The organism is Microbacterium alkaliflavum (genome assembly GCF_044325405.1).
GTDB classification, from domain to species: Bacteria; Actinomycetota; Actinomycetes; order Actinomycetales; family Microbacteriaceae; genus Microbacterium; species Microbacterium alkaliflavum.
In genome coordinates this window covers 490639-514611 of record NZ_JBIQWL010000003.1, presented here as the reverse complement: position 1 = coordinate 514611, position 23973 = coordinate 490639, and the positions used below count along the sequence as shown (strand labels likewise).

General features: G+C 69.6%; 22 protein-coding genes. 7 read left to right on the top strand and 15 right to left on the bottom strand.

Features of this window, described 5'->3' with window-relative positions; translation table 11 throughout:
• The first annotated feature begins 66 nt into the window (after window positions 1–66).
• Window positions 67–1089: an isopenicillin N synthase family dioxygenase gene (locus ACH3VR_RS11415; RefSeq protein WP_397556414.1), complete on the top strand. Its 1023-nt coding sequence runs from the start codon at window positions 67–69 to the stop codon at window positions 1087–1089.
• 176 nt (window positions 1090–1265) lie between these two features.
• On the opposite strand, the gene rpsO is transcribed toward ACH3VR_RS11415, so the two are convergent.
• Window positions 1266–1535, bottom strand: a complete 270-nt coding sequence (gene rpsO, locus ACH3VR_RS11410) for a 30S ribosomal protein S15 (RefSeq protein ID WP_397556413.1) — start codon at window positions 1533–1535, stop codon at window positions 1266–1268.
• A gap of 173 nt (window positions 1536–1708) precedes the next feature.
• Between rpsO and ACH3VR_RS11405 the strand changes: the two genes are divergently transcribed.
• Both ACH3VR_RS11405 and ACH3VR_RS11400 read left to right on the top strand, forming a co-directional pair.
• Window positions 1709–3040, top strand: a complete 1332-nt coding sequence (locus ACH3VR_RS11405; protein WP_397556412.1) for an MFS transporter — start codon at window positions 1709–1711, stop codon at window positions 3038–3040.
• An 83-nt stretch (window positions 3041–3123) separates the two neighbouring features.
• Complete coding sequence (locus ACH3VR_RS11400; protein WP_397556411.1) at window positions 3124–4065, top strand: DMT family transporter; 942 nt, start codon at window positions 3124–3126, stop codon at window positions 4063–4065.
• A 47-nt stretch (window positions 4066–4112) separates the two neighbouring features.
• Here ACH3VR_RS11400 and ACH3VR_RS11395 read toward each other — a convergent pair whose 3' ends face one another.
• Window positions 4113–4673, bottom strand: coding sequence for a YceI family protein (locus ACH3VR_RS11395; RefSeq protein WP_397556410.1), 561 nt, complete (start codon window positions 4671–4673; stop codon window positions 4113–4115).
• A 122-nt stretch (window positions 4674–4795) separates the two neighbouring features.
• Here ACH3VR_RS11395 and ACH3VR_RS11390 point away from each other — a divergent pair, with 122 nt between their 5' ends.
• The gene (locus ACH3VR_RS11390; RefSeq protein ID WP_397556409.1) at window positions 4796–5677 is read left to right on the top strand and encodes a DNA-3-methyladenine glycosylase family protein; all 882 of its coding nucleotides are present in this window, start codon (window positions 4796–4798) and stop codon (window positions 5675–5677) included.
• 52 nt (window positions 5678–5729) lie between these two features.
• Here ACH3VR_RS11390 and ACH3VR_RS11385 read toward each other — a convergent pair whose 3' ends face one another.
• Both ACH3VR_RS11385 and ACH3VR_RS11380 read right to left on the bottom strand, forming a co-directional pair.
• The gene (locus tag ACH3VR_RS11385) at window positions 5730–6098 is read right to left on the bottom strand and encodes an FKBP-type peptidyl-prolyl cis-trans isomerase (protein ID WP_397556408.1); all 369 of its coding nucleotides are present in this window, start codon (window positions 6096–6098) and stop codon (window positions 5730–5732) included.
• A gap of 179 nt (window positions 6099–6277) precedes the next feature.
• Window positions 6278–7495: a PrsW family intramembrane metalloprotease gene (locus tag ACH3VR_RS11380; RefSeq protein WP_397556407.1), complete on the bottom strand. Its 1218-nt coding sequence runs from the start codon at window positions 7493–7495 to the stop codon at window positions 6278–6280.
• Between the two features lie 41 nt (window positions 7496–7536).
• Here ACH3VR_RS11380 and ACH3VR_RS11375 point away from each other — a divergent pair, with 41 nt between their 5' ends.
• Window positions 7537–8403: a fumarylacetoacetate hydrolase family protein gene (locus ACH3VR_RS11375; protein WP_397556406.1), complete on the top strand. Its 867-nt coding sequence runs from the start codon at window positions 7537–7539 to the stop codon at window positions 8401–8403.
• A 68-nt stretch (window positions 8404–8471) separates the two neighbouring features.
• On the opposite strand, the gene ACH3VR_RS11370 is transcribed toward ACH3VR_RS11375, so the two are convergent.
• The 6 genes from ACH3VR_RS11370 to ACH3VR_RS11345 all read right to left on the bottom strand — a co-directional run bounded on the left by ACH3VR_RS11370 (window position 8472) and on the right by ACH3VR_RS11345 (window position 16474).
• Window positions 8472–8939, bottom strand: coding sequence for a DUF4190 domain-containing protein (locus ACH3VR_RS11370; RefSeq protein WP_397556405.1), 468 nt, complete (start codon window positions 8937–8939; stop codon window positions 8472–8474).
• Between the two features lie 152 nt (window positions 8940–9091).
• Complete coding sequence (locus tag ACH3VR_RS11365) at window positions 9092–10543, bottom strand: aspartate ammonia-lyase (protein ID WP_397556404.1); 1452 nt, start codon at window positions 10541–10543, stop codon at window positions 9092–9094.
• Window positions 10544–10684: 141 nt separating this feature from the next.
• Entirely contained in the window at window positions 10685–11662 is a 978-nt protein-coding gene (locus ACH3VR_RS11360) for an aldo/keto reductase (protein ID WP_397556403.1), read from the bottom strand.
• On the bottom strand, window positions 11659–12054 hold the full coding sequence (locus ACH3VR_RS11355) for a MerR family transcriptional regulator (RefSeq protein ID WP_397556402.1): 396 nt from the start codon (window positions 12052–12054) through the stop codon (window positions 11659–11661). The genes ACH3VR_RS11360 and ACH3VR_RS11355 overlap by 4 nt, the downstream gene beginning before the upstream one ends.
• Window positions 12055–12150: 96 nt before the next feature.
• Window positions 12151–13056 carry a phosphodiesterase gene (locus tag ACH3VR_RS11350; RefSeq protein ID WP_397556401.1) on the bottom strand — a complete coding sequence of 302 codons (906 nt, stop codon included), beginning with the start codon at window positions 13054–13056 and terminating at the stop codon, window positions 12151–12153.
• A 10-nt stretch (window positions 13057–13066) separates the two neighbouring features.
• Window positions 13067–16474 carry an nSTAND1 domain-containing NTPase gene (locus ACH3VR_RS11345; RefSeq protein WP_397556400.1) on the bottom strand — a complete coding sequence of 1136 codons (3408 nt, stop codon included), beginning with the start codon at window positions 16472–16474 and terminating at the stop codon, window positions 13067–13069.
• A 245-nt stretch (window positions 16475–16719) separates the two neighbouring features.
• On the opposite strand from ACH3VR_RS11345, the gene ACH3VR_RS11340 reads away from it, so the two are divergent.
• Window positions 16720–17337 (top strand): hypothetical protein, encoded by a 618-nt coding sequence (locus ACH3VR_RS11340; protein ID WP_397556399.1) that lies wholly within the window; start codon window positions 16720–16722, stop codon window positions 17335–17337.
• Between the two features lie 50 nt (window positions 17338–17387).
• On the opposite strand, the gene ACH3VR_RS11335 is transcribed toward ACH3VR_RS11340, so the two are convergent.
• Entirely contained in the window at window positions 17388–17672 is a 285-nt protein-coding gene (locus tag ACH3VR_RS11335; protein WP_397556512.1) for a peptidase, read from the bottom strand.
• Window positions 17673–17719: 47 nt separating this feature from the next.
• Entirely contained in the window at window positions 17720–18940 is a 1221-nt protein-coding gene (locus tag ACH3VR_RS11330) for an inorganic phosphate transporter (RefSeq protein ID WP_397556398.1), read from the bottom strand.
• Between the two features lie 178 nt (window positions 18941–19118).
• Between ACH3VR_RS11330 and ACH3VR_RS11325 the strand changes: the two genes are divergently transcribed.
• Window positions 19119–21248: a S9 family peptidase gene (locus ACH3VR_RS11325; RefSeq protein ID WP_397556397.1), complete on the top strand. Its 2130-nt coding sequence runs from the start codon at window positions 19119–19121 to the stop codon at window positions 21246–21248.
• Window positions 21249–21370: 122 nt separating this feature from the next.
• Here the strand turns inward: ACH3VR_RS11325 and ACH3VR_RS11320 are convergent, their stop codons facing one another.
• The 3 genes from ACH3VR_RS11320 to ACH3VR_RS11310 all read right to left on the bottom strand — a co-directional run bounded on the left by ACH3VR_RS11320 (window position 21371) and on the right by ACH3VR_RS11310 (window position 23854).
• Window positions 21371–22225 carry a hypothetical protein gene (locus tag ACH3VR_RS11320; protein ID WP_397556396.1) on the bottom strand — a complete coding sequence of 285 codons (855 nt, stop codon included), beginning with the start codon at window positions 22223–22225 and terminating at the stop codon, window positions 21371–21373.
• A 299-nt stretch (window positions 22226–22524) separates the two neighbouring features.
• Window positions 22525–23553, bottom strand: coding sequence for a 6-phosphofructokinase (locus ACH3VR_RS11315; RefSeq protein ID WP_397556395.1), 1029 nt, complete (start codon window positions 23551–23553; stop codon window positions 22525–22527).
• Window positions 23554–23650: 97 nt separating this feature from the next.
• Window positions 23651–23854: a hypothetical protein gene (locus ACH3VR_RS11310; RefSeq protein ID WP_397556394.1), complete on the bottom strand. Its 204-nt coding sequence runs from the start codon at window positions 23852–23854 to the stop codon at window positions 23651–23653.
• Window positions 23855–23973: the final 119 nt, after the last annotated feature.

Below are 23973 nucleotides of genomic sequence, written 5' to 3'. Positions count from 1 at the left end.
GACCGCGCGCGGTAACCCTCGGCAACAAACGCGAAGGGATGCCGCACCCCGGCCTAGCCTCGGGACATGAGCGAGCTGAACCTCCCCATCCTCGACCTGTCGCAACTCGATCAGGGCGTCGAGGCCGCGCAGCGCTTCCGCGACGAGCTGCGCGAGGCGACCCACGACGTCGGGTTCTTCTACCTCACCGGCACCGGGGTGACGCCCGAGCTCGAGGCACGCCTGCACCGCGCGGCGCGCGATTTCTTCGCGCTGCCCGAAGACGACAAGCTCGCGATCGAGAACGTCAAGAGCCCGCACTTCCGCGGATACACGCGCATCGGCGGCGAGCGCACGCAGGGCAAGGTCGACTGGCGCGAGCAGATAGACATCGGTCCGGAGCGCGAGGCGGTCGACGATCCCGAGGCGCCGGACTTCGCACGGCTCATCGGCCCGAACCTCTGGCCCGACGCACAGCCGGAGCTCCGGGACGTCGTCGCCGAGTGGCACGCACAGCTGTCGATCGTCGCGCGCAAGCTCCTTCGCGCCTGGGCGCTCTCGCTCGGTGCCGACGAGTCGTACTTCGACGACCACTTCGGCGAGCCCTCGACGCTCATCAAGATCGTCCGCTACCCCGGCAAGGACGACGAGGCGCCCCAGCAGGGCGTCGGCGCCCACAAGGACTCCGGCGTGCTGACGCTCCTGTGGATCGAACCCGGCAAGGGCGGGCTGCAGGTGCAGCGCGACGGCGAGTGGGTCGACGCGCCGCCTGTGCCCGGCGCCTTCGTCGTCAACATCGGAGAGCTGCTCGAGTACGCGACACAGGGCTACCTCGTCGCGACGAACCACCGCGTCATCTCGCCGGCCTATCCCGACGACCGCATCTCGGTGCCGTTCTTCTTCAATCCCGCGCTCGACACGCAGCTGCCGCTCATCGAGCTGCCCGCCGAGCTGAAGTCGCAGGCGCGGGGCGTCACGCAGGACCCGACCAACCCGATCCACTCCCTCTACGGCCAGAACGCGCTCAAGTCGCGCCTGCGCGCACACCCCGACGTGGCCGAGCTGTGGCACGCCGACCTCGTCGCGGCGCGGGCCGCGGCATCCGTCTGACCGCGTTCGGAGTCCGTGAGCCTCCACCTGACTGCCGAGGGCGCGGGTGACACCCACGTGCTCGGCAGTCCAGTGGAGGCTCACGGTCTGGAGCGCCCGGGAACGGCGAAGGCCTCCCCACACCGTGGGGAGGCCTTCTCAAGAATGTTCTGCGCGATTGAACGCTGGGCGCGTGCTTATCGACGGAGGCCGAGACGCTCGATGAGCGAGCGGTAACGGCTGATGTCGATGTCCTGGAGGTAGCCCAGGAGACGGCGGCGCTGACCGACGAGCAGGAACAGCCCACGACGCGAGTGGTGGTCGTGCTTGTGCTCCTTGAGGTGCTCGGTGAGGTCCTTGATGCGCTGCGTCAGCATCGCGACCTGCACCTCGGGGGATCCGGTGTCACCGGGGTGCGTCGCGTACTCTTCGATGATCGCCTTCTTGACGTCTGCATCCAGTGCCATAGGTGATCCCCTCTCTGTTCGTTGCGCGGCGCCCGACGCCTGATGCGTGGGCTCTCTTTATCCGCGGCCGATCAAACGGCAACCTCAAGAGTCTACCAGCCGGAATGACGCCTCCGCGAACCGGCCCCCTGATCGGGCGGTAGCCTCGGAAGGGTGCGCATCGAGAATCCTTCATGACGACTGAGAAGCCACGGAGGATGCCTCGGCTGCGCCGCGAGCACTTCATCGACCTGCGTCCCTTCCGGACGAGCCCGGCGTTCACGCGCATGTGGATCGGCTCGACGCTCTCCGGTCTCGGCGGCCAGCTCACGATCGTCGCGGTCATGCTGCAGATGTACGACCTGACGCAGTCGACGTTCGCGGTGTCGATGATCGCGGTCGTAGGACTCGTGCCGATGGTCATCGCGGGACTCTACGGCGGCATGCTCGCGGATGCCTTCGACCGGCGTCGCGTCGCGCTGATCGCGGCATCCATCACCTTCGCCGCGACGCTCCTGCTCGCGATCCTCGCGTGGGGCGGGCTCGAGACGGAATGGTGGCTGTACATCCTCAGCATCGTCATCTCGTCGGCGAACTCGATCGTGATGGCCGCGCGCGAAGCGATCGTTCCGCGGCTGCTCCCCCGTGATCTGCTGCCCGCCGCGGCCGCGCTGCACGGCATCACGGTCGGCATCATGGTCATGGCCGGCCCGGCGCTCGCGGGCGTGCTCGTGGCCTTCTCGGGATACGCGTGGACCTACACGCTGGACGTGCTGCTCATGACCTCGCTGTTCCTCGGACTGTGGACGCTCCCGTCGGTCCGCCCCGAGGGCGAGATCGTGCGCCCGGGGCTCGAGTCTCTGCGCGACGGCGCGCGCTTCCTCAAGCGCGCCGGCAACATCAGACTGCAGTTCATCCTCGACATCGTCGCCATGACGTTCGGCCAGCCGCTCGCACTGTTCCCCGCGATCGGCGCGGTGCTGCTCGGCGGCGGTGCCATCACGACGGGCATCCTGACTGCGGCGGTCGCCGCAGGCGCCTTCCTGTCGAGCCTCTTCTCCGGCCCCATCGGACGTGTGCGCCGCCAGGGCCTCGGCATCGAGCGGGCGATCCAGGTCTACGGCCTCTCGATCGCCGCGCTCGGCGTCGTCCTCCTGCTGGCGGCCCTCGGGACCGCCGCTCCCGCCGTCGTCGGCCCGGAGTCGCCGAACGTCGCCCTCATCGTCCTGGCCGTGCTGTGCCTCGCGGTGTCGGGGGCGTCCGACAACGTGAGCGCCATCTACCGCGGCACGATGATCCAGGCCGCCGTGCCCGACGCGATCCGGGGACGGCTGCAGGGCATCTTCATCGTGGTCGTCACGGGCGGGCCCCGCCTCGGGGCGCTCTATGCCGGCACGCTCGCGACCTTCACGGCGCTGTGGTTCCCGCCGCTGCTGGGCGGCTTCATCATCCTCGGGCTCGTGTCGCTGCTCGTGCGTCTCAGCCCGCGGTTCCGCACGTACGACGGCCAGCATCCCGTGCCGTAGCCGGACGGCCGACCATCAGCGGATTCCGGACGTGGCATCCCTGAACAGGTCACCACGATGGATGCCGTGGCTACCGTTGACGCGTGACCCACCCACCCGCCACCCGGCCCGCGCCTGCGGCCGACCTCGCGCGCACATCGTCGAACGCGTCGATCACGGCGCAGTTCGCGGCGACCGGCATCATCTGGGGCGCGAGCTTCCTCTTCATGAAAGTCGGACTCGAGGGACTCTCCCCCGCACAGATCGTGTGGAGCCGCGTCGTCCTCGGCGCCCTCACGCTCGCAGTCTTCGTGCTCGTGCGGCGCGATGCGCTCCCGCGCAGCCTGAGCGTCTGGGGCCACATGACGGTCCTGGCGGTGACGTTCTGCATCGCGCCGTATCTGCTCTTCTCCTGGGCGGAGCAGCACGTCAGCTCGGGCCTCGGCAGCATCTACAACGCGACGACGCCGATCATGACGGCGATCATGGCCGCGCTCGTCTTCCGGGTCGAGCGGCTCAATCGCGCGCAGGTCGCCGGGATCGCGCTCGGCATCGCGGGCGTCGTCGTCGTGATCGGCCCATGGCAGGGCGTCGACCTCGGCCAGAGCCTCGTGGCGCAGCTCGCTCTTCTCGGCGCGACAGCGTGCTACGGCTTCAGCCTCGCCTACATGAGGCGCTTCGTCTCGCACACGGGGATGAGCGCGCTGGTGTTCTCGTTCCTGAACATCGGCATCGCCGCCGTGATCATGCTCGCACTCACGCCCGTCGTCGCGGCGACGCCGGTGCGCCTCGACCCGTGGATCATCGCCAGCATGGTGCTGCTCGGCGCTCTCGGCACGGGCGTGGCCTACATCTGGAACCAGAACACCGTGCGCATGTGGGGTCCGACGCGCGCCTCGACGGTCACCTTCATCACGCCGGTCGTCGGCGTCGCACTCGGAGTCGTGGTGCTCGGCGAGAGCGTCTCGTGGAACGAGCCGGTGGGCGCGCTCATCGTCTTCCTCGGCATCCTGCTCGCACAGGACCGCCTGCGCAGGCGCGCATGACGAAGGGGGACGGATGCGTCATCCGTCCCCCTTCGTGGTGAAGTGCGTCAGGCCTGCAGCGCGCCCTGCAGGTCGAGCGTGATCGTCACGTCCTTGCCGACGAGCACGCCGCCGGTCTCGAGCGCCGCGTTCCAGGTGAGGCCGAAGTCCTCGCGGTTGATGACGGTCTTGGCCGTCGCGCCCGCCTTGTAGTTGCCCCACGGGTCGGCGCCGAAGCCGCCGAAGTCGAAGTCGAACGTGACCGGCTTGGTCACGCCGCGGATGGTGAGGTCGCCGTCGACGAGGAAGTCGCCACCCTCGATGCGAACGCCCGTCGAGACGAAGTCGATCGTCGGGTGGTTCTCGACATCGAAGAAGTCGGCCGAGCGGAGGTGGCCGTCGCGGCCCTCGTCCTTGGTGTCGAGCGACGTCGCGTCCACCTGAGCGGTCACGGTCGTCTCGAGGGGGTTCTCGGGCGCCACGAGCGTCGCGCTCTTGACGCCGAAGGCGCCGCGCACCTTCGAGATCATCATGTGGCGCACGCTGAAGCCCACCTCGCTGTGCGCGGGGTCGAGCACCCAGGTGCCCTGCTTGTAGCCGGGGATGTCGATCGCGGTCGTGTCGGTCATGTCGTCTCTTCTCGCTCAGGTCTGCCCGCTCTGCGCGGTCTGATCAGCACAACCGACCCTACCGGAGATCTATTCCCGTGAATGCAAAATTGGATGTCGCACCCTGGCGCGATGATCGGATCATGTCGACGACGACCTGGCCGATCGCCGGCCCGTACGACCTCGCGGAGGTCGCCCGCATGCGCTCCGGGTTCAACGAGCAGCGCACCTTCGACGGCGTGCTCCGGTTCGCCTTCTGCCTCGACGGCACCCTGGAAGATCCCGTCGCAGTCGCCGTGCGGCAGGACGGCGACATGCTGCGGATCGACTGCACATCGCGATCCGGGGTCGACGCGTCGCGCGTCGCACGCCAGGTCGCCCGCATCGTCTCGGCCGACCACGACGGCGATGCCTGGGCGCGTGTCTGCGCGGGTGATCCCGTGCTCGCGCGCCTGCACGCGGCGGCACCGGGCTTCCGGCCGTGGGTGTTCCACTCCCCTTACGAGGCGGCCGTGTGGTGCGTCTTGTCGGCGCGGCGCGCGCGGGCGCAGGGCATCACGCTGTGGCGGCGACTGTGCGACGCGCACGGCACGACGCTCGAAGTCGACGGCGCGACGCGCGCGGCACTGCCGACGCCGTCGCAGCTGCGGGAGGTCGAGTCGCTCCCCGGGCTCCCCGCGGACCGCATCCCCCGCCTGCACGCGATCGCCGATGCCGCGGCCGAGGGCGACCTCGACGTCGCGCGGCTCGTCGCGCTCGAGCCGCGCGAGGCGATGCTCGAGCTGCAGCGGCTTCCCGGGATCGGACCGTTCTACAGCGCCCTCATCGTCGTGCGCGCGTGCGGCCACGCCGACGTGCTGTCGCTCGACGAGCCGATGACGCGAGGGGCCGTGCGCGACCTCTACGGTCTCGACACCGAACCCGACGACGCGACGCTCGAGCGGATCGCCGAGGCATGGCGGCCGTTCCGCACGTGGGCGTGCGTCACGCTGCGGGCCGTCTCGCCACGGCTCGTCGAAGCATGACGAAGGGGGCGGATGCCGGCATCCGCCCCCTTCGGTGTCATGGGTTCTTCCGTCAGCCGACCGCGATGAGGTCGATGATGAAGATGAGCGTCTTGCCGCCGAGGAAATGGCCGCCGGCGGGGCCGTAGGCCAGGTGCGGCGGGATGACGAGCTCGCGGCGGCCGCCGACCTTCATCCCCGGGATGCCGTCCTGCCAGCCCTGGATGAGGCCGCGCAGCGGGAACTGGATGCTCTCGCCGCGGTTCCACGACGAGTCGAACTCCTCGCCCGATTCGTACTCGACGCCCACGTAGTGGACGGTCACGGTGTCGCCGGGCTTGGCCTCGGCGCCCTCGCCCACGATCACGTCGCGGATGACGAGCTCTTCGGGAGCCGGCCCTGCTGGTGCGTCGATTTCGGGCTTGGTGCGGTCATCAGTCATGACATCCATCCAACCCGACGCCGCCGACCGGGTCAAAGGCGCACCCGAAACAAAACTCAGCGCTCGGTGCCGCGGCGATGCCTGCGTGTCTACCGAGCGCTGAGCTGGTCTGAGACCAGCGTGCCAAACCCGGCGTGTGGAGGTCAAGACCCGATCGCCCGTCGGGGCGAATCCCTCGGCTAGACCGAGAGAAGCGCGGCGCGGGCGGCCGCCGTGCGGGCCAGGAGGTCGCGCTCGTCGTTCGCGGCGTTCGGGTCGCGACCCGTGACGGCGCGCTGGCGCGCCATCGCGAGAGCCGTGGCATCCGCGATGAAGCCCTTCATGATCGGCGTGCGGTCGCCGCGCAGCGTGCGCGCCCACGCGAGCCCTGCCTTCCGGCCCGCGGGCGTCGCGAGCATGTCGACCTCCTGCGGCGTGAACCAGCCCGCCGCCGCATACTCGCCGAGCCGCTTGCGCGTCAGACGCGACTCTTCGCGCCGCAGCGCCAGGACGCCGATGATGAACAGCACGAACAACGGCACCTGCAGGAGGAGGTAGACCGAGAAGAAGTCGGTGAAGACGGCCGTGGCGTTCCAGAAGGCGTGCAGCGCGATCGCGCCGACCAATCCGAGGAGCCACGGGCCAACCGCCTGGCCTGTCGTCGCGCCGCGGCGGGCGGCGAGCCCGACGGCGAATCCCGTGACGCTCGTGAACATCACGTGCGCGAACGGCGACATGATCCCGCGGACGAAGAACGTGACGGATGTCTCTTCGATGCCGCCCTCCAGATAGCTGATCGCGAAGTACTGGATGTTCTCGGTGAACGCGAACCCGGCGCCGATCAGCGCGCCGTAGACGATGCCGTCGACGGGGCCGTCGAACGCACGCCGGGCGATGGCGTAGAGGATCAGTACGCCGAGGCCCTTGGCGAACTCCTCGACGATGGGCGCCTGGAAGACCGTCTGGAAGATCTCGCCCGCTTCGGTGTCGCGCGGCCCGACCACGAGCGACAGCAGCAGGTCGACGCCGAGCGCGATCGCGACCGAGGCGATGGCGCCCCAGGCGAGCGCGAAGATGACGAGGCCGCGCGGCTCGGGCTCCCAGCGGTCGACGATGCGGATCGCGAAGAGCACGCCGGCGAGTGGGACGAGCGCCAGGATGGCGCCGAGCAGCGACGCGCCCGTCCCGATGAACGTGAGGAAGTAGCCGACGAGCGCGATGAGCAGCACCACGAGGATGCCGCCGATCCACAGCGGTGCGCTGCGGCCGGACCGAGCGGGCGCCTTGGCCTTCAGCGGAGCGGGCGAAGCGTGCGGCGCCTGGACGAGCGGCGGGGGCGGCGTCAGGCTCGGCTGCGCGAGCGGCGACGGGAACGCGGGAGGTCGACCATCGCTCTCGTTGAACTCAGCGTTCGTCATGGGCACAGCCTACGGATTCGGTCGGCCTGTAGCGTGGAGGGATGCGCTTCGCCCATGTGACCCGTCCTGGGGGCGAAGCTCCCCGTCTGGCGCTCATCCGCGACGGCGAGGCTCTCGTGGTCGAGGAGCTGCTTCCCCGAGGTCCCCGATTCCTGGAGGAGCTCATCGCGGGCGGCGACGAGCTGCTCGATCGTGTGCGGGATGCCGCAGACGGCGCCGGGCCGAGGCATCCCGTCTCCGACCTGGCGTTCGCCTCCGCGGTGCTCGCCCCGCCCGTCATCCTCGCGATCGGCCTCAACTACGCGGCGCACTCGAGCGAGCTCGGACTCAAGACCGACTCGACGCCCACGGTCTTCGTGCTGTGGCCCAACTCCCTGTCGGGCCACGATGCGACGACGAGTTGGCCGCGCTCGCTCAGCGAGTCGATCGACTACGAGGCCGAGCTCGGCGTCATCATCGGCAAGCCCGGGAAGGACATCTCCACCGAGACCGCGCTCGACCATGTGTGGGGCTACACGGTCGTCAACGACATCACGGCCCGCGACATCCAGTACTCCGAGGCGCAGTGGTCGCGCTGCAAGTCGTTCGACGGCTTCACCCCGACCGGTCCGTATGTCGTGACGGCCGACGAGGTGCCCGATCCGCAGAACCTGCACATCTGGACGGTCCTCGACGGACACACCCTGCAGGATGCGACGACCGGCCAGATGGTGCGGCCCGTCGCGACGCTCATCTCGCACCTCTCCCGGTCGGTGACCCTCCTGCCCGGCACGCTCATCTCGACGGGGAGCCCCGGCGGCGCCGGCTATTCGCGCGATCCGCAGATCTTCCTGCGCGACCGCTCGACGGTGACGGTCGGCATCGACGGCATCGGAGAACTGACGACGCACTGCCGCATCATCGACTGAACCCACCCCCGATCAACGACGACGGCGGCGGGCGCTCCTTCGAGCGCACCGCCGCCGGATCGTTCAGATCAGTTCGAGGGGCACTGCAGCGTCACGGTCACGCCGTTGATGTCGTGGACTCCCGAGCCGTACTCGGCGCACAGGCGCGCGTACTCCGCCGCGGCGGCACCGATTCCGATCGCGATGACGATTCCGACGATGACGCCGATCACGATCGCCACGGAGCTGATGATGATCGCCGCGAGGGCGAAGCCGTTCTTCTGGCCGGCTCGGCGGCTCTGCACGAGCGCGACGATGCCCAGGATCAGCCCGACGAGCGAGACGAAGAACGACAGGATGAACGCGACGATGCCCATCGTGCGTCCGGGGCTTGAAGGCGGCGGCGCCATGTACTGCGGCGTGGGCGGCGGCGCGGCCGAGTAGGCCGGGTAGCCGGGCTGGGCCGGGTAGCCGGGCTGGGCGGGCGGCGGCTGGTTGTAGCCGGGCGGCTGGTTGTAGCTGGGCGGCTGGGAGCCGTCAGGGGGCTGTGTGGACATGGTGCCTCCTCATCGGGGACGTCGATATCTCCGACGGTAGCGCTCCCCTCGCCCGCGCGCAGGAACCGACGACCGTGAGCCTCCACCTGACCGCCGAGAGCGCGGGTGTCACCCACGTGCTCGGCAGCCCACTGGAGGCTCACGGACTCGCGTCAAGCGCGCTCGGGCTCCACGATGGGGATCGCGGCCGTAATGGCCTCGAGGCCGGAGAGGCGCGCGGGCGACAGCTGCTTGGCGACCTCGTCGCGCGACATGAGGCCCGCCTCCACGACGAGGTCGGCGACGTTGCGGCCGGTGAGGAGCGCTGTCTTGGCGAGGGCCGCCGCGGCCGCGTAGCCGATGAACGGCGTCAGGGCCGTGATGACGCCGACCGACGAGCCGACCATCGCACCGAGGCGCTCGCGGTTGGCGGTGATGCCGTCGACGCAGTTGATGCGGAGCGTCCGCATGGCACGCCGCATCCACGTGATCGACTGGAAGATCGAGTGCGCGATGACGGGCTCGAAGGCGTTGAGCTGCAGCTGGCCGCCCTCGACTGCCATCGTGACGGTGAGGTCGGCGCCCGCGACGGCGAACGCGACCTGGTTGACGACCTCGGGGATGACGGGGTTGACCTTGCCGGGCATGATGCTCGACCCCGCCTGGCGGGCGGGGAGGTTGATCTCGCCAAAGCCCGCCTGCGGGCCCGACGACAGAAGGCGCAGGTCGTTGCAGATCTTGGAGAGCTTGATCGCGTTGCGCTTGAGCGATGCCGAGAACGACATGAACGATCCCGTGTCGCTCGTGGCCTCGACGAGGTCGTCGGCGGTCGCGAGGTCGAGGCCCGTGATCTCGCGGAGGTGGCGGAGCACGGCGCGCGAGTAGTCGGGGTGGGTCGTGATGCCCGTGCCGATGGCCGTCGCGCCCATGTTCATCTCGTAGAGGAGGTACGCGTTCTCGGTGAGGCGCTGGTGGTCGTAGCCGAGCGTCGTGGCGAAGCCGTGGAACTCCTGCCCGAGCGTCATGGGCACGGCATCCTGGAGCTGCGTGCGACCGATCTTCAGCACGTCGTGGAACTCGACGGCCTTGGCGAGGAACGCCCGCCGCAGCAGGTCCAGCTCGTCGAGCAGCGTCAGCAGGTCGAGGCTCAGGCCGACCTTGACGGCGGTCGGGTAGACGTCGTTCGTGGACTGGCTGCGGTTGGTGTGGTCGATCGGCGACAGGAACGCGTAGTCGCCCTTCTCCCGTCCGGCGAGCTCGAGCGCGATGTTGGTGATGACCTCGTTCGCGTTCATGTTGGTCGATGTGCCGGCGCCGCCCTGGATGACGCCCACGACGAACTGATCGTGGAACTGGCCGTCGATCACGAGCTGCGCGGCGCGGTCGATGAGCTCGGCACGCTCCTCGTCGAGCACGCCGATCTCGCGGTTGGCGCGCGCGGACGCCTGCTTGACCATGGCGAGGGCGACCACGAGGTCTCGGTACACGGAGATGGGCCGGTTCGAGATCGGGAAGTTCTCGAGCGCGCGGGCGGTGTGGATGCCCCAATACGCGTCGGCGGGGATCTCGAGGGATCCCAGCGAATCGGTCTCGGTACGGGTTCGCGTCGATGCGTCCTGAGCCATGGGGTGCAGTCCTTGTGGGTCGGTCACGGCGGTGTGAGGGATGCCTCGAGCCTACGCGCGAGCCCTCTGAAGGTCGCCGTACGCGACGGACAGCGGAATCGCCGCGGCTGTACACCGCGGCGATTCTGCTCCGCGCCCAGGTCAGCGGTTGACGGCGCTCATGTCCGCGTAGCGGTCGCCAGCCGCGGCATCCAGGTTCCCGAGCGTCGCGAGCTGCTCGGCGGACAGCACCACGGCATCGGCGCCCACATTCTCCTCGAGCCGCTCGACGCGCCGCGTGCCAGGGATCGGTGCGATGTCGTCGCCCTGCGCGAGGAGCCACGCGAGAGCGACCTGCGCGGGCGTCGCGCCGACCTCGTCGGCCACGGCGGTCACCTGGTCGACGAGCGCGAGGTTCGTGTCGAGGTTCCCGTCGGCGAAGCGGGGGTTGTGCTTGCGGAAGTCGGTGTCGTCGAGCTGGTCGAGCGATCGGATGGCGCCCGTCAGGAACCCTCGGCCGAGGGGCGAGTAGGGCACGAAGCCGATACCGAGCTCGCGGACCGTCGGCAGGATCTCCGCCTCGGGGTCGCGGCTCCAGAGCGAGTACTCGGTCTGCACGGCCGTGACGGGGTGGACGGCATGCGCGCGGCGGATCGTCGCGGGCGCCGCCTCCGAGAGTCCGTAGCCGCGGAGCTTGCCCTCCGCGATGAGCTCCGCGAGCGCGCCCACCGTCTCCTCGATCGGCGTGCTCGGGTCCATGCGGTGCTGGTAGTAGAGGTCGATGTGGTCGGTGTTCAACCGCCTGAGCGACCCCTCGACGGAGAGCCGGACGTTCTCGGCGCTGCCGTCGAGCCCGGGCTGGTCGCCGTGCGTGTGGCGGATCGTTCCGAACTTCGTGGCGATGACGACGTCGTCGCGGCGGCCCGCGAGCGCGCGGCCGAGAAGCTCCTCATTGAGGTACGGGCCGTACATCTCGGCCGTGTCGAGGAAGTTCACACCGAGCTCGAGGGCCCGGTGGATGGTGCGGATGCCGCCGTCGTCATCCTGCGTCGCGCCCGTGTAGAAGGCGCTGATGCCCATGAGGCCCAGGCCGATGCGGCCGATGACGGATCCGCCGGTGCCGAGAGTGATGTTCTTCATGCGTTCTCTGATTCCTTCTTGTGGAGCTGTTCGTAGAGGGCGATCTTGATGTCGATGGCGGCCAGGCTCCCGGTGATGTCGTCGAGCTGGGCGAGCACCGCGATGCGATGCCGCACGAGCAGTTCCCGCCGTGCGCCGACCGTCGCGTCGCCCTGCCGCACGAGCTCGGTGTACTCGCGGATCGTCGCGATCGGCATCCCGGTGGAGCGCAGTCGGGTGAGGAACTGCACCCAGGCGATGTCGGCGTCGCTGAACCGCCGATGGGTGGATGATGCCCGATCGACCGGTTCGAGCATGAGCCCGGCACGCTCGTAATAGCGCAGCGTGTGGGTCGACAGACCTGTCGCTGCGGCCGCCTCGGAGATCGAGACGCCTTCGTGGAGGAGGGTCATGTGCCCACGGTAGAACTTAGAGCGCACTCCAAGTCAAGCGGGAGCCCACCGTGAGTCGCGGACTTGCGCTAACCAGCGGGACGGGCTTGCGCCGACTCAGCGGGCCGGCTTGCGCGAGAACGCCTCGAGGCGCTCCTCGGGCGTGAGGAGCGCCATGCGCTCTACCCATTCCGCCGAGAAGTAATCGCCCGTCGGGGCGTCGACGACCGGCACGACGGCGTGCGTGATCGTGTCGTCGTAGACGTGCACGAGGTGGAAGGACTGCCCGGCATCCATGCCGTTGACCTCGACCGCGGGGAGCGTGAGGTTCATCGTGTAGCAGGTCGCCGCGGCGACGTTCACGGGGACGCCCGCGAACGTCCCGCTCGTCGAGTAGTGCAGGTGCCCCGCGAGGATGCCGCGCACGTCGGTTCCCCGGATGATCCCGGCGAGCCGGGACTGATCGCGCAGCTCGAGGATGTCGAAGAGCGGCAGGTGGCTGGGCAGCGGCGGGTGGTGCATGGCGAGAAGCGTTCCGAGGGGGGCCGGAGATTCCAGGATGCCGGCGAGCCACTGCAGCTGCGCCTCGTCGAGGTCGCCGTGGTGCCAGCCGGGCACCGATGTGTCGAGCGCGACGAGCCGGAGTCCGCCGAGGTCGTGGACGCTCGTGACGGGCTCCTCCGTGGCATCCAGTCCGAGCAGGTCTCGGCGCAGGGACGTGCGCTCGTCGTGGTTGCCGGCGACCCACACGACCGGCGCGCCGAGCCGCTCGGCCACGGGATCGACGGCCGCCTTGAGCGCCTGGTAGGCCTCCGGCTCGCCGAGATCGGTGAGGTCGCCGGTGAAGACGATCGCGTCGGGCCGCACGCCGATCCGTTCGACGGCCTCCAGGGTGCGCGCGAGGTTCGCCGCCGTATCGTAGCGCCCGCCGAGGGGGCGGTTGCCCGCGAGCAGGTGCGTGTCGCTCACGTGGAGGATGATGCGCCGCGCGGGCGGATACTGTCCGAACTGCACGGGCTCCATGCGGGCGAGTCTATTGCGGCTGCGCAGACGTGCCGGGTGCACAGGCGGGATCGTAGGCTCTGCCTCCGAACACAGCTCGCCACTCCTCCTCCGTGAGGGTGCGCCCCGCGACGGCGCACGCCCGCGCGAGCCAGATGTCGGGGTCGGCGGCGATGCCTGTGAACTCGCCGCTCGGCAGTTCGTACACGAGCGTGCTCTCGTCGCGCGGCACGAGCGACTCGTCGCCCGTCCGCTCCCAGTCCCGGAACGATTCCGTCCAGTCACCCATCGCCCACGTGATGACCGCGCCGTCCGCGCCCGCTGTCACGAGGTCGCCTTCAGGGCGGAACGCGGCAGAACTGACGGCGCCGAAGTGGCCCTCCAGTGTCTCGCGCAGGTCTCCCGTCGGCGCCCACCACAGCCACGCGCGATCATCGGCGGTCGTCACGACTTCCATTCCATCGGGGCTGAAGGCGCCGTCGATGACGACGGACGGCATCTCGAGCAGCACATCCTCTTCGGGATCGTAGAGGTGGACGATCCGCGCGGCCGTGCGACCCTCCCGGATGAGGAGCGAGTCACCGTCGGGGCTGACCGCCAGGATCCCGTCACCGGGGACCTCCCCGACGAGCTCGCCCGTCGCGGTGTCGAAGATGGCGGTGGGCCCGAAGCCGCTCGCGTAGAGGCGCAACCCATCGGGAGAGAATCGCACGCGCCCGAACGCGTTCGCCCAGTTCATCGCCCCGGGGTTCGACCCGGCGTGCGGGAGGTCGAGCAGGGTCGGCGCTTCAGGCGCGTCCACCCGCCAGATCGCGATGTTGTCGCCTTCGTCTTCGTACGGCAGTGGTGCGATGGCCGCGGCGAGCGCTTGATCAGGTGAGAACTCGAGGTCGATGGCGGGATAATCGAAACCCGGCAGGGCGAACATTCCCCCGCCGTCGCCCATGTCATCAGGGGCCACGGTGCGGCGCGCCGGCCTGTCGCACCAGGTGTTTTCATCGCACAAGCCCTCCATGAGGCTCAAGAGGATCCGACCGTCCGGTGCGGCGATCGCGTCGAGCACGACGTTCCCGTCGACCGCGTACTTGCCCACCTCGACGCGTTCGCCGAGATCCACCAGCCGGGCACCCAGGTTGTCGTCGACGACCACGGCGCTCTCGCCGTCGGGGGCGAGAGCCATCTGCTGCACGCTCGCCTCGCCGTTCAGACGGCTGATGCTCGTGATCCGAGGGCTGCGTCCCATGACACTGAGGAGGGCCGTGCGCGTCGTCGGCGAGTCCCACAGCCGGATCGCCTCCACGGACAGGAGGAGCGCCCGTTCGTACTCGTGCTCGGATTCGCCGAGAGCCGCGACGCGACGCGCGTCGTCGATGACGGCCTGCTTGTTCGCCTCCCCGACCTGGGCGGTCGCGACTGTACCAGCGGCGAGCGCGACGATGGCGAGCGATGCAGCGGCACCGGCGAGCCAGCGGAGGCGGCGCACGCTGCGCCGCTCGCGCTGCAGCTGGAGCCGGGTCGTCTCGGCCGTGGTCGCCTCGCGCCCGACGGAAGCGTCGAGGAACGCCGCCTCGACGGCGGACAGCGCGGGCAGCGCGCTATCGCGCCAATGCGCCGCGGCGCTCAGGCGCGCGCCGCGGTAGAGCTCGCTGTCGGCTCGATCCATCGCCTGCCAGAAGCCCGCCGCCGCACTCAGATGCCGCAGGATGCGCTGGCCCTCGACGTCGTCCGCGAGCCATTCCCGGAGCCGGGGCCATTCGCGCGCCACGGCCTCGTGCGCCAATTGGTACGACTCCTCGTCGCTCGTCACGAGCCGCGCATCGACGAGCCGTCCGGCGACCTGCTCGTGCTCCTCGTCGACGGCGACGGACGCGCGGGCCACCCGCTGGCAGATGACTCCCCCGCCGTCGGCCGGCTCGACGAGGCGGAGGAGGATGTCGCGGGCGTGAGCGCGCCCCTCCTCCGAGAGATCGCCGAACACCTCCTCAGCCGTCTGCGCGACGGCGCCCTCGATCTGACCTGCCGCCTTGTACGCGTCGACGCTCAGCACGCGCCCCTCGCGGCGCTGCCAGATCTGACGGAGGGCGTGCGAGAGGAGCGGGAGGCTCCGGCCGCCCGCGTCTCGCGTGAGCACTTCCACGAGCCCCGGCTCGAGGATGAGACCGGCCTGTCGGGCAGGCTCCTCGATGATCGTACGCAGCTCCTCGGCCGAAAGCGGCCCGAGCATGAGCAGGTGCGACTCGATGAGACCCGCGAAGCCCCGGTTCTCGGCGAGCTCACCGAGACGGTCGGCACGGATCGTCAGCACGACCGTCCCGCGGAAGACCTGCCTGCCGACTTCCTCGAAGAACCGCCGCACGACCGCTGGGTCGTCGTTCGCGAGCGCCTGCTCGCACTGGTCGATGATGAGGACGCCGTCCTGCTCTTCGGCGCCGGACTCTCGGAGCGCCTCGAGGGGATGCTCCCCCGGCGTGACGAGCGACACGCCGCGTCCGCGCGCGATCAGCCGGGCGCCGATCCCGGCCCGGACGAACGACGACTTGCCGACTCCCGACGACCCCGAGACGATGAGGACCCCATGCCGCTCGAGCGCCTCCAATGCGCGGCCGAGCTGCTCCTCGCGCCCGAAAAAGCGCTCGCCGTCGCCCAGGTCGGCCGGAGGAAGTCCGAAGTAGGGGCATTCGGCACTCGCCGCACGATACACCGCACCCGACTCCAGCTCGGGGTCGTGGCGCAGGATAGCCTGCTCGAGCGCGGCCAGCTCGGCGCCCGGGTCAAGGCCCAGTTCGTTCGCGAGCATCTCACGGCCGCGCCGCACGGTGGCGAGAGCCTCCGCCTGGCGTTCCTGCCGGTACTGGGCGAGGGCGAGGAGCACCCAGCGACGTTCGCGCATGGGGGACTCCGCTACCCGCGCGCGCGCCAGAGCCGCGGCATCCCGCAACTCGCCGGACTGCAGCCGGGCCTCGACGAGCGACTCCTCCGCCGAGAGGCGCAGCTCATCGAGCCGGAGGGACTCGATGAGGGCGGGCTCCCAGTCCGACAGCTCGGCGAACGGCTGATCGCGCCAGAGGACGAGCGCCTCGGAGATCGCGTGGACTGCCCGGTCCGGCTCGCCGAGCTCGAGCAGCTCCGCCCCGCGCGCGATGCACCTCTCGAACCTTTCGGCGTCGAGGTCGATTCCGTCCGCCGCGAGGCGATAGCCGGCGGCGGTCGTCTCAATCCGGGCGGGCGCGATCCGACGCCGCAGCCGCATGATGCAGCCCGGAATCACCTTCGACCACGAGGGCGGCAGGTCATCCCCCCACAGCGCCCTCGCGAGCGACTCAACGCTGACCGGCCTTCCGATGCGCACCGCGAGCGCGCCGAGCACCAGGCGGTCCCGCGGCGCCAGTGCCGCGCCGTCGCCGTCGATCGTCAGCGCCCCCAGAACGCGGAGGTCCATGACCACACTGTGAGACTCGCGGCGGTACGCGTCAAGTGCCCTGATATCGGGCTGATACCGACTCGCCCCCGCCCGTTATCGGCGTGATATCTGCCCACCCTGCAATGAATGCGACAGCAGCAAGGCTGTCCCTGACAAGGAGAGGACGCATCATGTCCACATCACATCGCGGCCTGACGATACCGCGCGAAGCGGTGGCTCTCTTGGCTGCTGTCGCCGTGTGCGGCGGGCTTGTCGGCTGCACCGTGTCCGCCCCTTCAGCGGCCCCCGCCGAGGAGGCCGCCGGAGCGGAGCGGCTGTCGTTGGCAGGCGAATCGTATTCACTCGAGCCCGGCACCTACGTGTTCACGGAGTTCGGCGTGCCGCTCCAGATCACCGTGCCCGAGGGCTGGGAGTACAACCCGGGTGGATGGTTCCTCAGCACTCCCGAGACGTTCGTGAAGCTCGCGACAGCGGCCACCGTGCCCGTCGACGCCTGCGCCTGGTCGACTCCACTGTCCGAGGTCGGCCCTTCCGTCGCCGATCTCGCCGGCGCGATGGCCGCGACCACGTCGACGACGACGACCGAGCCGACGGAGATCGAGATCGACGGCTACTCGGGCCTCCAGTTCGACGTCGCGGTCGAAGAGGGCGTCGTCATCGAAGACTGCCGCGACAGCCACATCTGCATCCACTCCGAATACCGGGGGGATTGCACCCGCTTCTATCACGAGGGCGTCGGCGAGCGTGAGACGTATCGCATCGTCGACCTCGATGGGGAGAGAGCTCTCCTCGCGGTCGGGCAGTGGGACGGTCAGGCCGATGCCGACGAGTGGCAAGAGGCACAAGCTGTCTTCCACTCCATCAGGTTCGCCGCGGAGTGACGCGTGGCGGCTGTTCAGTGACGACGAGTGCCGGGTCCCGGCACCCGTCGTCAGTGGTTGAAGAGGATCAGCAGGAGGCCGCCGAGCACGGCGAGCGCGCACACAGCGAACGACGCGTATGCGCCGACCAGCGCGAGGCGCTTCTGGCCCTCGGTGAGGGGGCTCTTCCTCGCGGCCTTGGCGGCCGCCTTCTCGGCGCGGGCGCGTTCCTTCTCGGTGATGACCGTGATGGCATCGGTGAATTCGGCCGGGGCCACGACGGGCGTGCGGCCCGCGCGCACGAGCATCCGAAGGCCCAGAGCGTAGAAGCTCACGATGAGGACCGACGAGATCATCGCGACGACGAAGACCTGGACGAAGGCGATCCAGTTGACGGTGATGTTCACTTCTTCGCCTCCCGGTCGCGGCGCGCCTGCCGCTCGAGCGCCCGCTGGCGCCGCGTGGGCGGCGGATTGCGCTTGACCTTGACGGCGAGTCCCGAATCGGCGACCTCGCTCATCGCGTTGGCGGCCGTGACCGCGTTGCGGCGTGAACGCAGGAACAGTCCGACGATGATGAGGACGGCCAGGACCGCGTCGATCGCGATGCCCCAGCCGCCGAGCCACACGACGAAGAGGGCGGCGAGCGCGCCGACGGCACCCGACGCGGGGAGCGTGAGCAGCCACCCGACCACGATGCGACCGACCGTCCGCCAGCGCACCTTCGAGCCGCGCCGGCCGAGACCGGATCCGATGACCGAGCCGGACGCGACCTGGGTCGTCGAGAGGGCGAACCCGAGCGCGCTCGAGGAGAGGATCGTGGCGGCGGTGGATGCCTCGGCCGAGAAGCCCTGCGCAGGCTTGACCTCGGTGAGGCCCTTGCCCAGCGTGCGGATGATCCGCCAGCCGCCGACGTAGGTTCCGAGGGCGATCGTGAAGGCGCACGCCAGGCGCACCCAGTCCTCGGGCTCCGTGCTCGTCTGCCAGCCGACCGAGATCAGGAGCAGCGTGATGACGCCCATCGTCTTCTGCGCGTCGTTGGTGCCGTGCGCGAGCGCCACGAGCGACGACGTGAAGATCTGTCCGACGCGGTAGCCGCCGCGTCCGTCGGGACGCCCGTCGTAGCGGCGCGTGATGACATAGGCGAGCTTCGTCGCGGTGAAGGCGATGATGCCGGCCGTGACGGGCGCGATGACCGCCGGGAGCACGACCTTCGAGACGACGACGCTGAAGTCGATCGCCATCGCCCCGACGCCGACGAGCGTCGCACCGATGAGGCCGCCGAAGAGCGCGTGCGACGAACTCGAGGGCAGACCCAGCAGCCAGGTGAGCATGTTCCACGTGATCGCCCCGATCAGCCCCGCGAAGATGATGGCGGGGAACAGGGTGGAGGAGATCTGATCCTCGTAGATGATCCCGCCCGAGATGGTCTTCGCCACCTCCGTCGACAGGAACGCGCCGCCGAGGTTCAGCAGTGCAGCGAGGAGTACAGCGACTTTGGGCTTCAGAGCACCGGTCGCGATGGGTGTCGCCATCGCGTTCGCGGTGTCGTGGAATCCGTTCGTGAAGTCGAAGAAGAGGGCCAGTGCGATCACCAGCACCACGAGCAGGCCTGCGGTTTCCACCGTTCGCTTTCCGTAAAGTGAGATCAAAGGATGCCGACGGGATCGGCGGTGCGAACGAACAGTTCAGCGAGGATTCATGCTCTGTTTACTGAGCTTCCCGGGTATCCTCGCACATCCCCCTGTGATCGGATAACCCTGACAGCGACCTGTGCGGAGTGGGCTCGGCTAGCGTGAACAGGTGACTGCTCACGACGCGCAGGGCGCGGCATCCACTCTCCCTCCCATCGCCTCCCGCAACCCCGCTTCGCGGACCCACCACGGCGACACGTTCGACGATCCGTACGAGTGGTTCCGGGCGAAAGAGGACGAAGCCGTCATCGCGCATCTCGAGGCCGAGAACGCCTACACGGAGTCGCGCACGGAGCACCTGTCGGGCCTGCGCGAGCGGATCTTCGACGAGATCAAAGGACGCACGCTCGAGACCGATCTCTCGGTGCCCTCGCGCCACGGCGAGTGGTGGTACTACGGACGCACCGTGGAGGGCAAGCAGTACGGCATCCAGTGCCGCGCGCCTCTCGCATCACCCGACGACTGGACGCCGCCCGAGCTCTCCCCCGACGTCGAGGTGCCTGGTGAGCAGGTGCTGCTCGACGGGAACGTCGAGGCCGACGGGCACGAGTTCTTCTCACTCGGCAGCTTCGAGGTGTCCAACGACGGCCGTCTCATGCTCTGGGGCGTCGACGTCGCAGGCGACGAGCGGTACACCGTGCGCGTGCGCGACCTCACGACGGGCGAGCAGCTTGCCGACGTCATCGAGGGCACGTTCGCGGGCGCCGGGTTCTCGCCCGACGGGCGTTTCATCGTCTACAGCACCGTCGATGACGCGTGGCGGCCCGACACAGTCTGGCTGCACGAGCTCGGGACGCCGGTCGCCGACGACGCGAAGCTCTTCCACGAGCCCGACGAGCGGTACTGGGTCGGCGCGGGTTTCACCCGCAGCGACCGCTATCTCGTGATCGGGCTGGGATCCTCGATCACGTCCGAGGAGTGGCTGCTGGATGCCGACGACCTCCGCGGCGAGCCGCGCGTCGTGTGGCCGCGGCGCGAGGGCGTCGAGTACGAGTCGCACCACGCCGTCGTCGACGACGAGGACGTGCTCTACATCGTGCACAACGACGGCGCGCTCGACTTCGAGATGGTGCGGGTCGCGGCATCCGCCCCCTCCGGCCCCCGTGCCGTGGTGATCGCGCACGAGCAGGGGCGCCGGCTGCTCGGCATGTCGACGTTCCGCGACTGGGGCGTCGTCGCCTACCGCCGGGGCGGCCTGCCGCGGCTCGGGCTGCTCTCCTACTCGTCCGGGGACGTGCGCGAACTGGCGTTCGACGAGCCGCTGTATTCGGTCGGCACGGGCGGCAATCCCGAATGGGCTCCCCCGCTGCTGCGCATCGGGTACGGGTCGTTCACGACGCCGGGCACCGTCTACGACTACGACATCGCGACGGGCGAGCTGCTGCTGCGCAAGCGCCAGCCGGTGCTCGGCGGGTACGAACCCTCCGACTACGCGCAGGAGCGCGTGTGGGCGACGGCGCAGGACGGCACGCAGATCCCGATCTCGCTCGTGTGGAAGCGCTCGTTCGGCGACGCGGGCGCGGCTCCCCGCCCCGTGCACCTCTACGGCTACGGGTCGTACGAGCACTCGATCGAGCCGGGCTTCTCGGTGGCGCGCCTCTCCGCCCTCGACCGGGGCGTGGTGTTCGCCGTGGCGCACGTGCGCGGCGGCGGCGAGATGGGCCGGCAATGGTACGAGGACGGCAAGATGCTGCACAAGCGCAACACCTTCACCGACTTCGTCGACTGCGCGCTGCACCTCATCGACAACGGGTTCACGTCCCCGGGGCTGCTGGTGGCGGAGGGTGGGTCGGCCGGCGGCCTGCTCATGGGCGCGGTCGCCAACCTCGCGCCGGAGCTGTTCGCCGGGATCCTCGCCGACGTGCCGTTCGTCGACGCGCTGACGACGATCCTCGACCCTTCGCTGCCGCTCACCGTGATCGAGTGGGACGAGTGGGGCGATCCGCTGCACGACGCCGACGTCTACGCCTACATGAAGTCGTACTCGCCGTACGAGAACGTGCGGTCGGATGTCGCGTACCCGCGCATCCTCGCCGTGACGTCGCTCAACGACACGCGCGTGCTCTACGTCGAGCCGGCGAAGTGGGTCGCGCGCCTGCGCGAGGTCGGGGCCGACGCGCTGCTCAAGTGCGAGATGGTCGCCGGCCACGGCGGGGTCTCGGGCCGCTACAACGCGTGGCGCGAGCGTGCGTTCGAGCTCGCCTGGCTGCTCGACGTGCTCGGCCTCGCCGACGCCTGACCCGGCGCCGGGGCCCGCCCGCGGCCGCGGGCGGCGCGCGCGGCGGCCCGCTCGCGGCATCCACTCCCTCGCCGAACCACGGGATTCTGCCGAGTCAGGGGGACGTGACCCCTGTCTCGGCGCTACGCCTTGTCTCGGCTTCGTGGGAACGATCGCGGGTTGGTCGCGAGGCTCGCGAGACCACGGGCGTCCGCGGGGCGGATCGGAGAGAGCCCGGCAGCGCGAAGCGCCCGATCGAGGGGACGCCACGCCAAGGTGTCCTTCCAGTCCCAGCGCGAGAATCCGCCCTCGTAGCGGCGGAGCCGATCTTCGCGCTTCTTCTCCGCGATGAAATGCTGTTTGGATGCCTCAGCATCGGTCGCGTCGTACTTGCCATACCCGTCCGACTCCCCGATGATCCGCCGGTGCTCGAAATAGAAGTCGACGCGATCCACGACGTCCTCGTAAGTGAACGTCACCTGGGTCAGGGGTGCCTCGTATCCGAGCCAATGGATCACCGCGCGGCTGCAGGACTCACCGACGGACTCGGCGGCTGGGTCGAGGTGCTGATCGATCCAGTCGAGTTGCCGGACGCCGCGCCGGTTCTTCTGGGCGCGCCCGCGTTCGCTCAGGGGCCCTGAGTCGGATGATCGGGACCGGCGCGCGACGTGATCCGCGACGGCCAGCGCGAACGCAGGTGGGAGCACTCGACAGAGATCGAGCATCGTGTCGTGCAGCGACGCCACAGTCATCCCGCCCACCATCGAGGTGAGGCGCTCATCACCGGTGCCATGGACCACGACATCGCCCTCGCGCCAGGAGGCGCCGCCCGGGTTGAGGAGATGAATCCAACGCGGTTCGCCGAACACCGGAGCACCCAGAACCGACGCGGCCGACTCGAGGCAGAACAGCGGGTCGGTCCAGGTACGGCCGACCGCCTCGACACGCAGGCGATAGCGTTCCCACGGCTTGAGCGCGTCCCACGCATCCTTCTTCACATAGACACCCGCCCGGACGCGCTGAAGTGCCGCGTTCCGATCCAGGCGAGGAAGCGTCGAAGGCTGCTCGCGAACGAAGTGAAGGCGAGGGAGAGGTTCGTTCGGCACGTTCCGAGCCTCGACCCGCGAGGCCGTCGCACCCCCTGCATCCCCTCATTCTGTGCACTCTTCACCCACCGTCCGCAGCGGTGGAGGAGCCGCCCGTCAGCGAAACAGGGGATCTCGCCGAGGCATGGGTACACGATCCCCAGGCTCGGCGAAAGCCCCTGTCTCGGCGAATTCTTCGCGCGAGGCGGGGGTCAGCCGAAGAGCGCGGCGGCCTCGTCGTAGCGGTACTGCGGCACGGTGTTGAGCTCGCCGAGGGCGTCGGCGAAGGGCACGCGCACGATGTCGGTGCCGCGCAGGGCCACCATCTGGCCCCACGCCTCGGACATGACGGCGTCGGCCGCGTGCAGCCCGAGGCGCGTCGCGAGCACCCGGTCGAAGCCCGAGGGCGAGCCGCCGCGCTGGATGTGTCCCAGCACGGTCGCGCGCGTCTCGATGCCCGTGATGCGCTCGATCTCGGGCGCGAGCACCTCGCCGATGCCGCCCAGGCGGGGGCGGTTGAAGGCGTCGAGGCCCTTGTCGCTGAAGGCCTCCTCCATGTCCGTCAGCGTGAAGCCCTCGGAGACGACGACGAGCGGCGCGCGACCGCGGTCGTGCGCCTTGGACACCTGGTCGGCGATCTGGGCGATCGACAGCGGCACCTCGGGGATGCAGATGACGTGCGCGCCCGCCGCGATGCCGGCGTGCAGCGCGATCCAGCCGACGTGGCGGCCCATGACCTCGGCGACCATGCAGCGCTGGTGCGAGTCGCCCGTCGTGCGGAGGCGGTCCATCGCGTCGGTGGCGATGTTGACGGCGGTGTCGAAGCCGAAGGAGTAGTCGGTCGCACGCAGGTCGTTGTCGATCGTCTTCGGGACGCCGAGCACGTTGATGCCGTCCTTCGACAGGCGCTCCGCCGCCGCGAGGGTGCCCTCGCCGCCGATCGCGATGATGCCGTCGATGCGGTGGCCGTAGAGCGTCTTGGAGATGTTCTCCGCGCCGCCGCGGGGACCCTCGTACGGGTTGGTGCGCGACGTGCCCAAGATCGTGCCGCCGACCTTCGACAGGCCCTTGACCTCGTGCCGGGTGAGCGGGAAGAAGTCGCCGTCGACCACGCCTCGCCAGCCGTCGCGGATGCCGACGAACTCGAGGTCGTAGGTCGTGGTCCCCTTGAGCACGACGCCGCGGATGACCGCGTTGAGTCCCGGGCAGTCGCCGCCGCTGGTGAGGATGCCGATCTTCATGTGTGGTCCTTAGGTCGGGGGATCGAAGCGGCGTCGCTGCCTCCCCCGACACTATCGCCGGATGCCTCGGCCCTGCCACACGCAGGACGGCCCCGGCTCAGCACCTCATGATGAATTGTCGGGGTCGCCCTTCGTCCCCTCGCGGGCCGCCTGCTCGTCGGCGGCGGCGCTGTCGATGTCGTCGGGGGTTCAGGTCCTCGTCGACGGGCTCGTCGGCCTGGTCGCCCACGACGACGTCGACCACGGCATCCGCGAGCGTCTCGTCGTCTTCGTCTCTCTTCGGCTGCGTCGGATCGGACATGGCAGCTCCTCTCGGCCTGTGCACGGACGCGCACCACTCCGGCGCCCACGACGCTAAAGTCGTGCGCCCCGGGAGGCGAGGACCTTGACGCTCCCGCCGCCGCGGGCTATCGGCAGCCC

Bases quoted from the DNA above. Each gene is read 5' to 3' on its own strand.
- ACH3VR_RS11385 (WP_397556408.1), bottom strand. From the start codon at position 6,098: ATGACTGATGACCGCACCAAGCCCGAAATCGACGCACCAGCAGGGCCG.
- rpsO (WP_397556413.1), bottom strand. From the start codon at position 1,535: ATGGCACTGGATGCAGACGTCAAGAAGGCGATCATCGAAGAGTACGCG.
- ACH3VR_RS11375 (WP_397556406.1), top strand. From the start codon at position 7,537: ATGCGCTTCGCCCATGTGACCCGTCCTGGGGGCGAAGCTCCCCGTCTG.
- ACH3VR_RS11310 (WP_397556394.1), bottom strand. From the start codon at position 23,854: ATGTCCGATCCGACGCAGCCGAAGAGAGACGAAGACGACGAGACGCTC.
- ACH3VR_RS11395 (WP_397556410.1), bottom strand. From the start codon at position 4,673: ATGACCGACACGACCGCGATCGACATCCCCGGCTACAAGCAGGGCACC.
- ACH3VR_RS11370 (WP_397556405.1), bottom strand. From the start codon at position 8,939: ATGTCCACACAGCCCCCTGACGGCTCCCAGCCGCCCAGCTACAACCAG.
- ACH3VR_RS11335 (WP_397556512.1), bottom strand. From the start codon at position 17,672: ATGATCTCGTCGGTCCTCATCGTGAGCTTCTACGCTCTGGGCCTTCGG.
- ACH3VR_RS11415 (WP_397556414.1), top strand. From the start codon at position 67: ATGAGCGAGCTGAACCTCCCCATCCTCGACCTGTCGCAACTCGATCAG.
- ACH3VR_RS11355 (WP_397556402.1), bottom strand. From the start codon at position 12,054: ATGACCCTCCTCCACGAAGGCGTCTCGATCTCCGAGGCGGCCGCAGCG.
- ACH3VR_RS11365 (WP_397556404.1), bottom strand. From the start codon at position 10,543: ATGGCTCAGGACGCATCGACGCGAACCCGTACCGAGACCGATTCGCTG.
- ACH3VR_RS11345 (WP_397556400.1), bottom strand. From the start codon at position 16,474: ATGGACCTCCGCGTTCTGGGGGCGCTGACGATCGACGGCGACGGCGCG.
- ACH3VR_RS11315 (WP_397556395.1), bottom strand. From the start codon at position 23,553: ATGAAGATCGGCATCCTCACCAGCGGCGGCGACTGCCCGGGACTCAAC.
- ACH3VR_RS11380 (WP_397556407.1), bottom strand. From the start codon at position 7,495: ATGACGAACGCTGAGTTCAACGAGAGCGATGGTCGACCTCCCGCGTTC.
- ACH3VR_RS11405 (WP_397556412.1), top strand. From the start codon at position 1,709: ATGACGACTGAGAAGCCACGGAGGATGCCTCGGCTGCGCCGCGAGCAC.
- ACH3VR_RS11350 (WP_397556401.1), bottom strand. From the start codon at position 13,056: ATGGAGCCCGTGCAGTTCGGACAGTATCCGCCCGCGCGGCGCATCATC.
- ACH3VR_RS11360 (WP_397556403.1), bottom strand. From the start codon at position 11,662: ATGAAGAACATCACTCTCGGCACCGGCGGATCCGTCATCGGCCGCATC.
- ACH3VR_RS11390 (WP_397556409.1), top strand. From the start codon at position 4,796: ATGTCGACGACGACCTGGCCGATCGCCGGCCCGTACGACCTCGCGGAG.